General features: G+C 73.3%; 11 protein-coding genes and 1 pseudogene. 3 read left to right on the plus strand and 9 right to left on the minus strand.

Translation table 11 applies throughout. The features are described 5' to 3' along the window. The 5 genes and pseudogenes from AB0F68_RS26275 to rsgA all read right to left on the minus strand — a co-directional run. Positions 1 to 245 (minus strand): annotated as a pseudogene (locus AB0F68_RS26275) (phytochelatin synthase); the annotation flags it as partial. A gap of 1244 nt (positions 246 to 1489) precedes the next feature. Continuing rightward, positions 1490 to 3430, minus strand: a complete 1941-nt coding sequence (gene uvrC, locus AB0F68_RS26280; RefSeq protein WP_357342934.1) for an excinuclease ABC subunit UvrC — start codon at positions 3428 to 3430, stop codon at positions 1490 to 1492. Between the two features lie 89 nt (positions 3431 to 3519). Then, positions 3520 to 4011, minus strand: coding sequence for a Rieske (2Fe-2S) protein (locus AB0F68_RS26285; protein WP_357342936.1), 492 nt, complete (start codon positions 4009 to 4011; stop codon positions 3520 to 3522). Positions 4012 to 4166: 155 nt separating this feature from the next. After that, entirely contained in the window at positions 4167 to 7112 is a 2946-nt protein-coding gene (gene uvrA, locus AB0F68_RS26290; protein ID WP_357342938.1) for an excinuclease ABC subunit UvrA, read from the minus strand. 209 nt (positions 7113 to 7321) lie between these two features. Then, entirely contained in the window at positions 7322 to 8401 is a 1080-nt protein-coding gene (gene rsgA / locus AB0F68_RS26295) for a ribosome small subunit-dependent GTPase A (RefSeq protein ID WP_357342940.1), read from the minus strand. 226 nt (positions 8402 to 8627) lie between these two features. Between rsgA and AB0F68_RS26300 the strand changes: the two genes are divergently transcribed. Beyond that, the gene (locus AB0F68_RS26300) at positions 8628 to 9344 is read left to right on the plus strand and encodes a maleylpyruvate isomerase family mycothiol-dependent enzyme (RefSeq protein WP_357342942.1); all 717 of its coding nucleotides are present in this window, start codon (positions 8628 to 8630) and stop codon (positions 9342 to 9344) included. 8 nt (positions 9345 to 9352) lie between these two features. Continuing rightward, on the plus strand, positions 9353 to 10006 hold the full coding sequence (locus AB0F68_RS26305) for an MBL fold metallo-hydrolase (protein ID WP_357342944.1): 654 nt from the start codon (positions 9353 to 9355) through the stop codon (positions 10004 to 10006). A gap of 27 nt (positions 10007 to 10033) precedes the next feature. Here AB0F68_RS26305 and AB0F68_RS26310 read toward each other — a convergent pair whose 3' ends face one another. Beyond that, entirely contained in the window at positions 10034 to 10654 is a 621-nt protein-coding gene (locus tag AB0F68_RS26310; protein ID WP_357342946.1) for a VTT domain-containing protein, read from the minus strand. A gap of 91 nt (positions 10655 to 10745) precedes the next feature. After that, positions 10746 to 11432, minus strand: coding sequence for a 50S ribosomal protein L11 methyltransferase (locus AB0F68_RS26315; protein WP_357342948.1), 687 nt, complete (start codon positions 11430 to 11432; stop codon positions 10746 to 10748). A gap of 167 nt (positions 11433 to 11599) precedes the next feature. On the opposite strand from AB0F68_RS26315, the gene AB0F68_RS26320 reads away from it, so the two are divergent. Then, complete coding sequence (locus AB0F68_RS26320) at positions 11600 to 11803, plus strand: cold-shock protein (RefSeq protein WP_091663412.1); 204 nt, start codon at positions 11600 to 11602, stop codon at positions 11801 to 11803. Between the two features lie 51 nt (positions 11804 to 11854). Here the strand turns inward: AB0F68_RS26320 and AB0F68_RS26325 are convergent, their stop codons facing one another. Continuing rightward, positions 11855 to 13135: an MFS transporter gene (locus AB0F68_RS26325; RefSeq protein WP_357342951.1), complete on the minus strand. Its 1281-nt coding sequence runs from the start codon at positions 13133 to 13135 to the stop codon at positions 11855 to 11857. After that, a complete protein-coding gene (locus tag AB0F68_RS26330; RefSeq protein WP_357342953.1) occupies positions 13132 to 13707 on the minus strand; it encodes a metalloregulator ArsR/SmtB family transcription factor in 576 nt (191 codons plus the stop codon). Before AB0F68_RS26330 ends, AB0F68_RS26325 begins: the two co-directional genes overlap by 4 nt. Positions 13708 to 13745: the final 38 nt, after the last annotated feature.

The raw sequence follows: 13745 nt of genomic DNA on the forward strand, positions 1-13745 counted from the left end.
TTCTTGCCGAGCACGCTGATGGCGTTGCGGGCGGCGGCGGGGCCGCAGTAGTAGAAGTTCGGCTGGGCCTCGTAGCGGACGTCCAGCTCCCGCTCGCCGTGACCCTTACGGTCGTTCTGGACCTGCGAGGCCGGCTTGGCCTCAGCGGCGTGGGCGGCGATGGCCGGGCCGGCGATCCCACCGGCGGTCGCGGCGAAGCCGGCAGCGGTCAGAACGGTGTTACGAAGCATGGTGTTGGTACGCATGATGAAGTCACGCCTTCCGTTCGGGGGTATAGCGGCACACGCAATAGGGGGTGCGGGTGCCGCTGAAAGGGAAAGTCTGTGAGTGGGTGCCCGGCGATCAGGGGGTGACCTGCTCGGGCGGCCGGGGGTGTAACCACCGGCGGCGGGGAAGTGATTCCCCACGGCCAAGGTCCGGTGTCCCCGGGGGGACGTAACGACCGGGGCCCGGGGGTGATTCCCTGGCTCACCGGCTCGGACCTGTGGTGCGCGGTCCGGGGGATGTAACGACCGGGGCTGGGAGGTCATTCCCTCGGCTGGCCGGTGCGGTGGACCACCCGGTGGTGCGCGGTCCGGGGGATGTAACCACCGGGGCCGGGACGTGATTCCCTCGGCTCGCCCGAGGTCCGGCAGATGTAACGACCGGTGGGGGCCGGCCATTCCGACCCGCAACTGGCCGCACCCTCAGATCGGGCGCGGTGCTGCGCGGTCTGCCATGTTCAACGACCCCGCCCCCGGCATGATTCCGCCCTGACGGTGGCGCTGACAACCCCACGGCACCGGGCCGAAACCGGACACCAACCCCACCACAGGCCACCACGAACGCGACAACCGCCCACGCCGCACAAGCCGGTGCTGACCCGCGCCCCGGTACAGAGCCCACCGCCAGGTCGGCGAGCTGGCGGTATCCGGGCAGCACGGACACCCCAATCTCGCCGAGCCGGAGTCGATCATGCAGGGGTGGTGCCGTCGGCCGCGCCGACGCGACGAATGGGCGATTTGCCCGGTATCCCCGCAGAAACTGACGTCAACTGGCAGGTGCTTGGGCAAAGGCCCGCGTCTTGCCCGCCAAGCGGCCAGCGCTTGGGCAGCCCATCGAGCGCCCGAAACTGCACGCCGCCGGGCCGCCCGAACTGCACGCCGCCGGGCGGCCCGGCACTTCGGCAGCCCAGTGAGGGCCCGAACCGCACGCCGTCGGTAACGGACAACCCGGATCTTGGACACTTTCCGTTCGCAGCGAACGGAACTGTCCAAGATCCGCCGCGAGAGGTGCGCTGCCCGGCGGACCGAGCGAGGGCCAGCGGGCCACCGGCCGCAGCAGTCAGCAGTCAGCAGTCAGCAGTCAGCAGTCAGCAGTCAGCAGTCAGCAGTCAGCAGTCAGCGAAGTGTGTAACGGATATTCCACCCACCCGCGTCCAGGCCGCTCGAACGGCACCCATGGGTGGAACCGCATGGTGTCTCTCGAACCAGGAGAACCCGGCACCCGGTCAGGCGCTGGGGGTCCGCTGGGCGCCTTCGTCCAAGGCGGCCAGGATCGCCTCCGCGGTCCGCTTGCCCACCCCCGGCACCTCGGTGATCTCCTCGACCGTCGCGCCGGAGAGCCGCTTCAGCGAGCCGAAGTGCCGCAGGAGCGCCTTGCGGCGTACCTCGCCGAGGCCGGGGATGTTGTCCAGCGCCGACTCGGTCATCCGCTTGGAGCGCCGCTGGCGGTGGAAGGTGATGGCGAAGCGGTGCGCCTCGTCGCGTACCCGCTGGAGCAGGTAGAGCGCCTCGGAGGTGCGGGGCAGGATGACGGGGAACTCGTCGTCGGGCAGCCAGACCTCCTCCAGCCGCTTGGCCAGCCCGCAGAGCGCCACGTCGTCGATGCCCAGCTCGGCGAGGGCCTGCGCGGCGGCCGCCACCTGCGGTGGGCCGCCGTCGACCACGACCAGCTGCGGCGGGTACGCGAACTTGCGGGGCCGCCCGGTGGTCGGGTCGATGCCGGGCCGGTCGGGGTCGCTGGCGGTCTCGTCGCCAATCTCCCCCGTCTCGGCGCGGGCGTCGAGGTAGCGGGCAAAGCGCCGGCGCAGCACCTCGGACATGGCGGAGAGGTCGTCGGTGGCGCCGCGCACGATGAACCGGCGGTACTCGCTCTTGCGGGGCAGGCCGTCCTCGAAGACGACCATGCTGGCCACCACATCGGTGCCCTGGATCTGGGAGACGTCGAAGCACTCGATGCGCAGCGGGGAGGTCCGCATGCCGAGGGAGTCGGCGATCTCGTCGAGGGCCTGGCTGCGGGTGGTCAGGTCGCCGGCCCGCTTGAGCTTGTGCCGGGCCAGCGCGTCCTTGGCGTTGCGCTCGACGGTCTCCAGCAGGGACCGCTTGTCGCCGCGCTGCGGCACCCGCAGCGACACCCGGCTGCCCCGCCGGGTGGAGAGCCAGTCGGCGAGCGCGTCGACGTCGCCGGGCAGCTCGGGGACGAGCAGCTCGCGCGGGAGGTCGGCCTCGCCCTGTTCGCCGCCGTAGACCTGGGTGCAGAAGTGGTGCACCAGGTCGCCGGTGGTCAGCTCCTCGGTCTTCTCCACCACCCAGCCGCGCTGGCCGCGGACCCGGCCGTCGCGGACGTGGAAGACCTGGACCGCGGCCTCCAGGGGGTCGTCGGCGAAGGCCACCACGTCGGCGTCGGTGCCGTCGCCGAGCACCACGGTCTGCTTCTCCATGGCCCGGCGCAGCGCCGCCACGTCGTCGCGGAGCCGGGCGGCCCGCTCGAACTCGAGCTGCTCGCTGGCCTCCAGCATCTCCTTCTCGAGCCGGCGGACCATGGTGTCGGTGCGGCCGGCCATGAAGTCGCAGAAGCCGTTGACGATCTCCCGGTGCCCCTCGGCGGTGACGCTGCCGACGCAGGGCGCGGAGCACTTGCCGATGTAACCCAGCAGGCAGGGCCGGCCGACCTGGCCGGCCCGCTTGAACACGCCGGAGGAGCAGGTCCGCGCCGGGAAGACCCGGAGCAGCAGGTCCAGCGTCTCGCGGATGGCCCAGGCGTGCGAGTACGGCCCGAAGTAGCGCACCCCCTTGCGCTTGGCGCCGCGCATCACCTGCAGCCGCGGGTATTCCTCGTCGAGGGTCACGGCCAGGTACGGGTACGACTTGTCGTCGCGGTAGCGGACGTTGAACCGCGGGTCGTACTGCTTGATCCAGGTGTATTCCTGCTGGAGCGCCTCGACCTCGGTGGCGACGGTGATCCAGTCGACCGACTCGGCGGTGAAGACCATCTGCCGGGTGCGCTGGTGCAGGTTGACCGGGTCGGCGAAGTAGGAGTTGAGCCGGCTGCGCAGGTTGCGCGCCTTGCCGACGTAGATCACCTGGCCGGTGCCGTCGCGGAAGCGGTAGACCCCTGGCGACTCCGGGATGGTGCCAGGTGCGGGACGGTAGGTCGAGGGGTCAGCCACGCGCCAAGCCTAGTCCGCACCCCCGACACCCGGCCGTCGCCGCGTGTCCCCCGCCACGGCGGCTGCGGGCGGGGGACGCGCCGGGACGGTCAGGCCAGGGTGATCTGCTCGCCGGTGACCTTGATGTTCTTCGGCGCCAGCGGCCTGGTCGCCGGGCCCTGCTTCACCGAGCCGTCGGTGATCGAGAACCGGCTGTTGTGGCAGGTGCAGTTGATGGTGCCGCCGTCGACGTTCGACACCGGGCAGCCCTGGTGGGTGCAGATCGGGTCGAAGGCCTTGAACTGGCCGGCCTCGGGCTGGGTGATGACGACGCCCTGGCTGGCGAAGACCGCACCGCCGCCGACCGGGATGTCGGTGGTCCGGGCGAGCGGGCCCTTGCTGTCCCGGTTGCCGCCCTCGGGATCGCCGGCGTTGGTGGCGCCGGGAGGGCCGGCGCTGGTGGGAGCCGAGCCGCCCGCCGTGTCGCCCGCGTCGTCGCCGCAGGCGGTCAGCACCACAGCCGCCCCGACCGCGCCGGCGCCCGCCAGCAGGGCCCGGCGAGTCTGCCCACCCGGCCCGGTCAGCACCTCGTCGTCACTCATGTCCGGCCTTTCTCTCGGCTGCCGCCACCCGTCGCGATCAGTGGCCTCAGTTCAGGACACGAACCACTGTGGCGCACGGTTCATACTGACGCGTCACGAAATGGATATCCGAAACGGGCGGGCCGTGGTCGGCCCGCCCGTTCGGTGTCCGTCGCTCAGCGCGCTCCGGCCGGCACCTTGCGGGTACGCGACTTCACCGCGCTGCCGTTGGCCTTCGCCGCCCGGGTGGTGGCCGCCTTGGCGCCCTTGGCCGCGCCGTCGAGCTTGAGGATCGGCCGCAGGAACTGACCGGTGTGGCTCTCCGGCACCTCGGCGACCTCCTCCGGCGTGCCGGTGGCGAGCACGGTGCCGCCCCGGTGCCCGCCCTCGGGGCCCATGTCGATGATCCAGTCGGCCGACTTGATCACATCGAGGTTGTGCTCGATGGTGATCACGGTGTTGCCCTTCTCGACCAGGCCCTCGAGCACCATCAGCAGCTTGCGGATGTCCTCGAAGTGCAGGCCGGTGGTGGGCTCGTCGAGCACGTAGACCGTCCGGCCGGTGGAGCGCTTCTGCAACTCGGAGGCGAGCTTGACGCGCTGGGCCTCGCCGCCGGAGAGCGTCGGCGCGGGCTGGCCGAGGCGCACGTAGCCGAGGCCGACGTCGACCAGGGTCTTGAGGTGCCGGTGGATGGCCGGGATGGCGGAGAAGAACTCGGCCGCCTCCTCGATCGGCATGTCCAGGACCTCGGCGACCGTCCTGCCCTTGTAGTGGACCTCCAGGGTCTCCCGGTTGTAGCGGGCGCCCTTGCAGACCTCGCAGGGGACGTAGACGTCCGGGAGGAAGTTCATCTCGATCTTGATGGTGCCGTCGCCGGAGCACGCCTCGCAGCGCCCGCCCTTGACGTTGAACGAGAAGCGGCCCGGACCGTACCCCCGGACCTTGGCCTCGGTGGTCTCGGCGAAGAGCTTGCGGATGTGGTCCCACACCCCGGTGTAGGTGGCCGGGTTGGAGCGCGGGGTCCGCCCGATCGGCGACTGGTCGACGCCCACGACCTTGTCGACGTGCTCCAGCCCGGTGATCCGGGTGTGCCGGCCGGGCACCAGCCGGGCGCCGTTGATCTGGTTTGCCAGCACGGCGTGCAGGATGTCGTTGACCAGCGTCGACTTGCCGGAGCCGCTGACCCCGGTGACCGCGATGAGCTGGCCGAGCGGGAAGCCCACGGTGAGGTTGCGCAGGTTGTGCTCGCGCGCCCCGTGCACCACCAGCTCGCGGCCCGGGGTCTGCGGCCGGCGCGTCGCCGGCGTCGGGATCGACTTCCGACCCGACAGGTACGCCCCGGTGACCGACTCCTCGTTCTCCAGCAGGGCCGGCACCGACCCGCTGTGCACGATCTTGCCGCCGTGCTCGCCGGCGCCCGGGCCGATGTCGACGATCCAGTCGGCGACCCGAATGGTGTCCTCGTCGTGCTCGACCACGATCAGGGTGTTGCCCAGCCCGCGCAGCCGCAGCAGAGTCTCGATCAGCCGGTGGTTGTCCCGCTGGTGCAGGCCGATGGAGGGCTCGTCCAGCACGTAGAGCACGCCGACCAGGCCGGAGCCGATCTGGGTGGCGAGCCGGATGCGCTGCGCCTCACCGCCGGAGAGGGTGCCGGCCGGGCGGTCCAGGGAGAGGTAGTCGAGCCCGACGTCGAGCAGGAACTTCAGCCGGGCGTTGATCTCCTTGAGCACCCGCTCGGCGATCATCTTCTGCCGGTCGGTCAGCTCGATGCCGGCGAGCAGGTCGGCGGCCTCGCCCACGGACAGGTTGCAGACCTCGGCGATGCTCTTGCCGGCCAGGGTGACCGCGAGCACCTCCGGCTTGAGCCGGGTGCCGCCGCAGGCCGCGCAGGGCACGTCCCGCATGTAGCCCTCGTACTTGTCCCGCGACCACTCCGACTCGGTGTCGGTGTGCCGGCGCTCGATCCACTGCATCACACCCTCGAAGCCGGTGTAGTAGGAGCGCTCGCGGCCGTACTTGTTGCGGTAGCGGACGTGCACCTGGTCGTCGGAGCCGTGCAGGATCGTCTTCTGCGCCCGGGAGGGCAGGGCCCGCCACGGGGTGTCGATGTCGAAGTGCTGGGCCTCGCCGAGCGCCTCCAGCAGGCGCAGGAAGTATTCCAGGTTGTGCCCGGTCGCCCAGGGCTGGATGGCGCCCTCGCGCAGGGTGCGCTCCGGGTCCGGGATCACCAGCTCCGGGTCGACCTCCTTCTTGGTGCCCAGGCCGGTGCACTCGGGGCAGGCGCCGTAGGGCGCGTTGAAGGAGAAGACCCGGGGCTCCAGGTCCTCGATTGCCAGGGGGTGGTCGTTGGGGCAGGCCAGGTGCTCGGAGTAGCGTCGCTCCCGGCCCGGGTCGTCCTCGGCCAGGTCGACGAAGTCGAGCAGCACCAGGCCGCCGGAGAGGCCGAGCGCCGCCTCGACCGAGTCGGTCAGCCGCTGCTTGGCGCTGGGCTTGACGCTGAGCCGGTCGATGACCACCTCGATGGTGTGCTTCTCCTGCTTCTTGAGCTTCGGCGGCTCGGTCAGCGGGTGCACCACGCCGTCGACCCGTGCCCGGGCGTAGCCCTTGGCCTGGAGCTCGGCGAAGAGGTCGACGTATTCGCCCTTGCGGCCGCGCACCACCGGGGCGAGCACCATGAACCGGGTGCCCTCGGCCATGGCCAGCACCCGGTCGACGATCTGCTGCGGGCTCTGCTTGGAGATTCGCTCGCCGCAGATCGGGCAGTGCGGCTCGCCGATGCGGGCGAAGAGCAGGCGGAGGTAGTCGTAGACCTCGGTGATGGTGCCGACGGTGGAGCGCGGGTTGCGCGAGGTGGACTTCTGGTCGATGGAGACCGCGGGGCTGAGGCCCTCGATGAAGTCGACGTCGGGCTTGTCCATCTGGCCGAGGAACTGCCGGGCGTACGACGACAGCGACTCGACGTAGCGGCGCTGGCCCTCGGCGAAGATGGTGTCGAACGCCAGGCTCGACTTGCCCGAACCGGAGAGCCCGGTGAAGACGATCAGGGCGTCCCGGGGCAGGTCGAGACTGACGTCACGCAGGTTGTGCTCGCGCGCGCCACGGATGATCAGTCGGTCGGCCACGGTGCGTGTGCTCCCGGAAGAAGAATGTGAGGCGGATCTGTCCGCCCGACGCGAGGTCTGGGCAGTTTTCGAGGGTTGACGAGGCGCAGGGAAGACGCCTCGGCAACTCTAGCCCCGAGGTATGACAACTTCTGTGGCGGCGACATTCCCCCAGGTCAGCACGGTCGGGCGGGATGCGGTGCGGCCCGCCCGACCGCCCCGGCAGACCTCTAGAGTGCCCCGGGTCCGGGCGGGGTCGCCGGACGCCCGGTCCGCCGCCGGCCGCTTCGCCAGCTGCCCCGGCGCTCGGCGGCAAGCCGGACCTCCCGGCGCCGGCTCTCGTAGACCACCTCGCGCTGGAGCCGGCGCCAGTTCTCCCAGCGCCGGACCGGCAGCTCGCCGCTGTCCAGCGCCGCCCGCACGGCGCAGGCCGGCTCGGCGTCGTGGGCGCAGTCGGCGTACCGACAGTCGGCGGCGAGCTCGGCGATGTCCGCGAACGCCCGGTCCAGGCCGGCCGAGCCGTCCAGCAGGCCGACCGCCCGCACGCCGGGGGTGTCCAGCACCGCTCCCCCACCGGGGATCGGCACCAGCGCACGCCAGGTGGTGGTGTGCCGGCCCTTGCCGTCGGACCGGCGGATCGCCTGGGTCCGCATCACGTCGGCCCCGGCCAGCGCGTTGACCAGGCTCGACTTGCCCGCGCCGGAGGGCCCGAGCAGGCCGAGGGTGCGCCCCGGCGCGACGTACCGGCGCAGCGGCTCCAGCCCCGCGCCGCGCTCGGCGCTGACCGGCAGCACCGGCACCCCGGGCGCCAGGGCGGCCAGTTGCCGGGCCACCGCCGCCGGGTCGGGGGCCAGGTCGGCCTTGGTGAGCACGACGAGCGGCTCGGCGCCGGACTCGTGCGCCAGCGAGAGCAGCCGTTCGATGCGGGCGGCGTCCGGCGCCGGGTGCACCGGCTCGACCACCGCGGCGGCGTCGAGGTTGGCGGCCAGCACCTGGCCGCTGGCGTCCTTGCCGGCGGTGCGCCTGATCAGCGCGGTGCGGCGGGGCAGCACGGTCTCCACGGTGACCGGCCCGTCCGGCCAGGTGGCCAGCAGCACCCAGTCGCCGGCGCAGGGCAGCGCGGTCAGGTCGCGGGCCGCGGCGGCCAGCACCCCGCCGCCCAGGCTGGCCCGGACGGGCCCCTCCGGGCGGAGCACGGTGCAGACCCCGCGGTCGACGCGGGCCACCCGGCCCGGCCGGCGGTCGCCGCGTGGGTTCAGGTACGCCGCCCGGTCGGCGTCCCAGCCGAGGGCGGTCAGATCGAGGTTCATGGGTGTCCTCATCGGTGTCGAGGGGATTCATGGCGGAACACGGGTGCTACGACCGGCATGCTCACCACCTCCGCTCCGACTCCCGGTGCCGCGCCCTACGGCGACTTCGGCCCGGCGCGTGTGACGCCGCGACCTGAAGCCGTCGGCCCGACGGTAGGGGGCGCGCCGACGCGCCGAAAGCGATTTCCCCGGCGACGCGACCGCGGCGTACCGCTAGGGTCGATGCGTGACGAGCGATCCCCTCCTGCTGACCGGCGAGCTGGACGAGGCGACCGCCCGGCTGCTGCGTACCGCGGCGGCCCTGGGCGACCACGACGTCGCCGCGCCGACCCGGCTGCCGGGCTGGACCCGCGGCCACGTCCTGACCCACCTGGCCCGCAACGCCGACGGGTTCGTCAACCTGCTCACGTCCGCCCGCACGGGCGAGGACATCCCGATGTACCCCAGCCCCGAGGCCCGGTCCGCCGACATCGAGGCCGGGGCCGGCCGCGGTCCGGCCGACCTCATGGACGACCTGCGCCGCAGCTCGCAGCGGTTCACCGCGGCGGTCGCCGAGATGCCGGTCGAGGCGTGGGGGGCCACCGTGCAGACCCGGCGCGGCCCGTGGCCGGCGGCGATGCTGGTCTGGGGCCGGCTGCGCGAAATCGAGGTGCACCACGTCGACCTGGGCACCGGCTACCGGCCCGCCGACTGGCCGGACGCGTTCGCCCAGCGGCTGCTGCACGAGGTGGCGGCCGGCCTGGCCGGCAACCCGGAAGCGCCGGCCATGGTGCTGCGCTTCGACGGCTTCCGGCACGAGCTCGTCGTGGGTGACCCCGAGGGGGCGCCCACCGTCACCGGCCCCGCGCCGGAACTCGCCGCCTGGCTGACCGGCCGCAGCGCGGGCGAGGTGCTCACCGTCACTCCCGACGGTCCCCTACCGACTCCACCGGAATGGATCTGAACGCCGTCATGACCTACAGCGGAGACGTCACGCCCGGCGGTGCGCCGGCCGTGCGCGAGCTCGACCGGCTCACCATCAGCAAGCTGTCGGTGGGCCCGATGGACAACAACGCCTACCTGCTGCGCTGCCGGGAGACCGGCGAGCAGGTGCTGATCGACGCCGCGAACGAGGCGCCCCGCCTGCTCGACCTGGTCGGTGACGGCGGGCTGGCCGCGGTGGTCACCACCCACCGGCACATGGACCACTGGGTCGCCCTGGAGGAGGTGGTCGCCAAGACCGGCGCCCGCCCGCTGGTGCACTCCGACGACGCCGCGGGGCTGCCGATCGAGGCCGAGCCGCTGCACGAGGGCGACACGGTCCCGGTCGGCGACTGCGCGCTGGAGGTGATCCACCTCAGGGGGCACACCCCGGGTTCGATCGCGCTGCTCTACCGCGACCCGTCCGGGGTGCCGCACCTGTTCACCGGGGACTCGCTCTTCCCCGGCGGGGTCGGCAACACCGAGCAGGACCCGGAACGGTTCGGCCAGCTCATCGACGACGTCGAGCAGAAGCTCTTCGACCGGCTGCCCGACGAGACCTGGTTCTACCCGGGCCACGGGAAGGACAGCACGCTCGGCGCCGAGCGGCCCGCGCTGCCGCAGTGGCGGGCCCGGGGCTGGTGAGCGCGGCGGGCCGGCCGGCCGGCCCGCTCAGCCGGCGTCCGCGGCGGTCACCGCGCGGAGCCGGTGCCGGGTGCCGAGCAGCACCGGACCGGCGAGCAGCAGGCCGACCGCCATGGTGAGCACGGTCGGGTTCGGCGCCCCGGGCAGCAGCCCGGTCAGCGCCCGGGCCGTGATGCCGAGGGCCACGTAGAGGCCGGCCCAGAGCGTCGCGCCGAGGGCCGCGCAGGCCGCGAACCTCCGGTACGACATCCGCAGCCCGCCGGCGGCCAGCGGCAGCAGCGCGTTGAACACCGGCAGGAACGGCGCCACCAGCACCATCCGCCCGCCGCCGCGGCGCAGCAACGCCTCGGCGGCCGCCCAGCGCGGCTCGCCGATCCAGTCGCCCAGCCGGCTGCGCCGCAGCCGCTCGCCCCAGCGCCGCCCGGCCAGGAAGCTCAACGACCAGCCGGCGAGGCAGCCCGCCACCACCGCCACGACGGTCGCCAGGCCGGTCGCCGGCCGGCCCGCGCCGACCGCGGCGAGGACCGCGGCGTCGCCGGGCACCAGCACCCCGAGCAGGGGTACGGCGTCGGCGAGCATCACCATGCCCAGCATTCCCATCAGCAGGGTGGTGGGCAGCTCCCCGACCTGGGCCAGCAGATCCGTCATGCTCCGTACGCTATGACCCGCGGGCGACCCGGCACATCGGGCATGAACCCCCACCGGTCCCCGAGGCCGGCTCCGGATGATCCCTGAGGGGTCAGCGGGGGCGGAGGACCTGGACCCGGCGGAACGGGGAGTCGACCGAGGGCTCCGTGATGGGCACCCGGTACGCCGCCACCAGCTCCAGCCGGTCCGGCGGCAGGTGCCCCCGGTCCGGGTCGCCGACCAGCACCTGGACCCCCCGGTCGGCGGCCCGTTGCAGGTACGGCAGCATCCGCGCGGCCAGCGCGGCGTCGTAGAGGACGTCCCCGGCCAGCACCAGGTCGGCGCTGGCGGTGCCGTCCAGCAGGTCGTCCCCGGTGGCGGCCACGGTCACGCGGTTGGCCCGGGCGTTGACGGTCACGGCCGCCACCGCCCAGGGGTCGACGTCGTTGGCGACCACCCGGTCGGCGCCGGCGAGCGCGGCCGCGATGGCGACCAGCCCGGAGCCGGCGGCCAGGTCGAGCACCCGCCGCCCGGCGGCCAGTTCGGGGTGGTCGAGCAGGTGCCGGGCGAGCGCCTGCCCGCCGGCCCAGACGGAGGCCCAGTAGGGCGGCGGCAGCGACCGGCCGGCCGCCGCCTCCATCCGGGCCCACCAGAGGATGGCGTCTTCGGCGAGGTGCAGACGGACCTCCGGCACGAACGGCGCGTGGACCAGCCGGAGCCGGTCCAGGCCGTCGCCGGGCGCCGTGATCTCCCGTTCCAGGTCGGCCAGCGGCGTCTGTGTCCTCACCGGGGCAAGCATGCCCCCCTCGGCCCCGGGGCGGAGGGATTTTCCCGCTGACGGCGTATTCGCGAGGCGCGCCACGCACTTCCGCCAGCGAATCGCGGTTCGGGCGGTTACTGTCGGGAAGGTAAAGGGCGATCACCGGCCGCGACCGGTGCTCGCTCGCATTGAACAGGGAGAGACGCATGGCAACCGGCACGGTCAAGTGGTTCAACTCGGAAAAGGGCTTCGGCTTCATCGAGCAGGACGGCGGAGGTCCGGACGTGTTCGTCCACTACTCGGCCATTCAATCCAGCGGCTACCGCGAGCTGAACGAGGGCCAGAAGGTCGAGTTCGAGGTGACCCAGGGGCAGAAGGGCCCGCAGGCGGACAACGTCCGTCCGATCTAGCTTCGTGCCGGTGGCGGCGGTCGGCTGTCCGACCGCCGCCGCAGCGCATTCTCAGTGCGGCGCCGCCGGCAGGTCACGCCGCCGCCGCAGGGGCCCGGCGAGCAGGATGAGCGGGGTCAGCGCGAGCCAGGCGGTCATCACCCGGATCGCCCCGGCCGGCCCCCACGCGGCGCCCAGCGCCCCGGCCAGCACGGCGGCGAGCGGGATGGTGCCGTAGTTCAGCAGCTGCATGCTCACGGTCACCCGCCCGAGCAGCCGGTGCGGCGTGTACGTCTGCCGGAAGCTGCCCTTCACCACGTTGCCCACGGCGACGCCCAGGCTGACCAGCGCGCCGCCGAGCACCAGCCACGCCACCCGGCTGCCCGGGCCGGCCAGCGGGATGAGCAGCGCCGGGGGCCCGGCGAGCGCGCCCGCGACGAGCAGGGCGCGGGCCGAGCCGAGCCGCCGGGCGAGCCCGGTGGCCAGGGCGGCGCCGAGGAGCCCGCCCACACTGGCCAGTCCGATGAGGAGCCCGACCAGCCCGGCCGGCAGCCCGGCGGAGCGGACCAGGAAGACCACCAGCACCGCCTGGTAGCCGGAGAGCCCGATGTTGCTGGCCGCGCCGAACACCGTGAGCACCCGCAGGTACGGGTCGCGGGCGACGAAGCGCAGCCCGTCGGCGACCTCCCGGCGCAGTGAGGGCGCCTCGGTGGGGCGCGCCGGCCGTGGCTCGACGGCCCGGATGCGGCTGAGGCACGCGGCGGAGACCAGGAAGCTCACGGCGTCGAGCAGGACGGCGGTAACGGCGCCGGCGAGCTGGGCGATCAGGCCGGCCAGCCCGGGGCCGACGAGATAGCTGGCGGTCTGCGTGGCGTGCAGCTTGGCATTGCCCTCGGGCACCTGCTCGGGGCGCAGCAGGGTGGGCAGGTAGACCTGGTCGGCGGTCTCGAAGAACACCCGGGCCAGGCCGGCGCCGAGGGCGACGATCAGGAGCTGGCCGACCGTGAGCAGGTCGAGCAGGGCGGCCACCGGGACGCTGGCGAACAGCGCCGCCGAGACCAGGTCGGCGGCGATCATCACGGGGCGCCGGCGGACCCGGTCGACCCAGGCCCCGGCGGGCAGGCCGGCCAGCAGCCAGGGCAGCCAGGCCGCGGCGGTGAGCACCGCCACCTGGAACGTGGTCGCGTCGAGCACGGCCACCGCGACCAGGGGCAGCGCCACGGCGGTCACGTTGCTGCCGACGGCGCTGACCGTCTGCCCGGCCCAGAGCAGCCGGAAGTCGCGGTGCCGGACCAGGCCCCCGCGCGGTCGGGAACCGGTGTCCGGCGCGGTGGTGCGGACCGGGGCGGTCACGGCTGGCCCGGGACGCCGTGGGCGAACAGGAAGACCGGCTCGCGTCGCTGCCCGTCGTCCGGAGCGGGCCGGTCGGCCCAGCGGGCGAAGAGGTCGGTGACCTCGCGGCTGAGCTGGGCCAGCTCCGCCGGGGTGAGCCGCAGCCACTTGTCGGTGCTGAACGGGCCGTCGCCCCAGTCGGCGTGGGCCTCGTCGGGCGCGGCGTGCCAGGCCCGGACCAGTGCGACGTGCCGGTCCAGGTTCAGCGAGCCGGCCGCGTCGGCCACGGCCCGGGCGGCGGGATCGGCGTCGAAGTCGGTGTTGGACCAGCGCACCGCCGGGTCCCGTAGCCGCCACCAGTGTTCCCGGCGGTCCCGGGCCAGTTCGGGCGCCTCCAGCACGAGGTCGGCGGCGGCCAGCACCTTGAGGTGGTGGCTGACGTTGGCCGGGGCCTGGCCGGTGCGCTCGGCGAGCACGCCGACGGTGCACGGGCCGTACACCTTGAGGACGTCCATGAGGCGGCGCCGCAGCGGATGGGCGAGCGCGGCGAGGACGCGGGAGTCGGTGACGTGCCGGACGGTGGGCTTCTCCATGGGGAGAGCGTGACATCCGCAAGAGCTGTTGCGCAATA

This window comes from Micromonospora sp. NPDC023966 (assembly GCF_040639095.1).
Lineage (GTDB): Bacteria > Actinomycetota > Actinomycetes > Mycobacteriales > Micromonosporaceae > Micromonospora.

Excerpts from the sequence above, each read along its gene's own strand:
- AB0F68_RS26285 (WP_357342936.1), bottom strand. The coding sequence starts at position 4,011 with ATGAGTGACGACGAGGTGCTGACCGGGCCGGGTGGGCAGACTCGCCGG.
- rsgA (WP_357342940.1), bottom strand. The coding sequence starts at position 8,401 with ATGAACCTCGATCTGACCGCCCTCGGCTGGGACGCCGACCGGGCGGCG.
- AB0F68_RS26305 (WP_357342944.1), top strand. The coding sequence starts at position 9,353 with ATGACCTACAGCGGAGACGTCACGCCCGGCGGTGCGCCGGCCGTGCGC.
- AB0F68_RS26310 (WP_357342946.1), bottom strand. The coding sequence starts at position 10,654 with ATGACGGATCTGCTGGCCCAGGTCGGGGAGCTGCCCACCACCCTGCTG.
- AB0F68_RS26315 (WP_357342948.1), bottom strand. The coding sequence starts at position 11,432 with ATGCTTGCCCCGGTGAGGACACAGACGCCGCTGGCCGACCTGGAACGG.
- AB0F68_RS26320 (WP_091663412.1), top strand. The coding sequence starts at position 11,600 with ATGGCAACCGGCACGGTCAAGTGGTTCAACTCGGAAAAGGGCTTCGGC.
- AB0F68_RS26330 (WP_357342953.1), bottom strand. The coding sequence starts at position 13,707 with ATGGAGAAGCCCACCGTCCGGCACGTCACCGACTCCCGCGTCCTCGCC.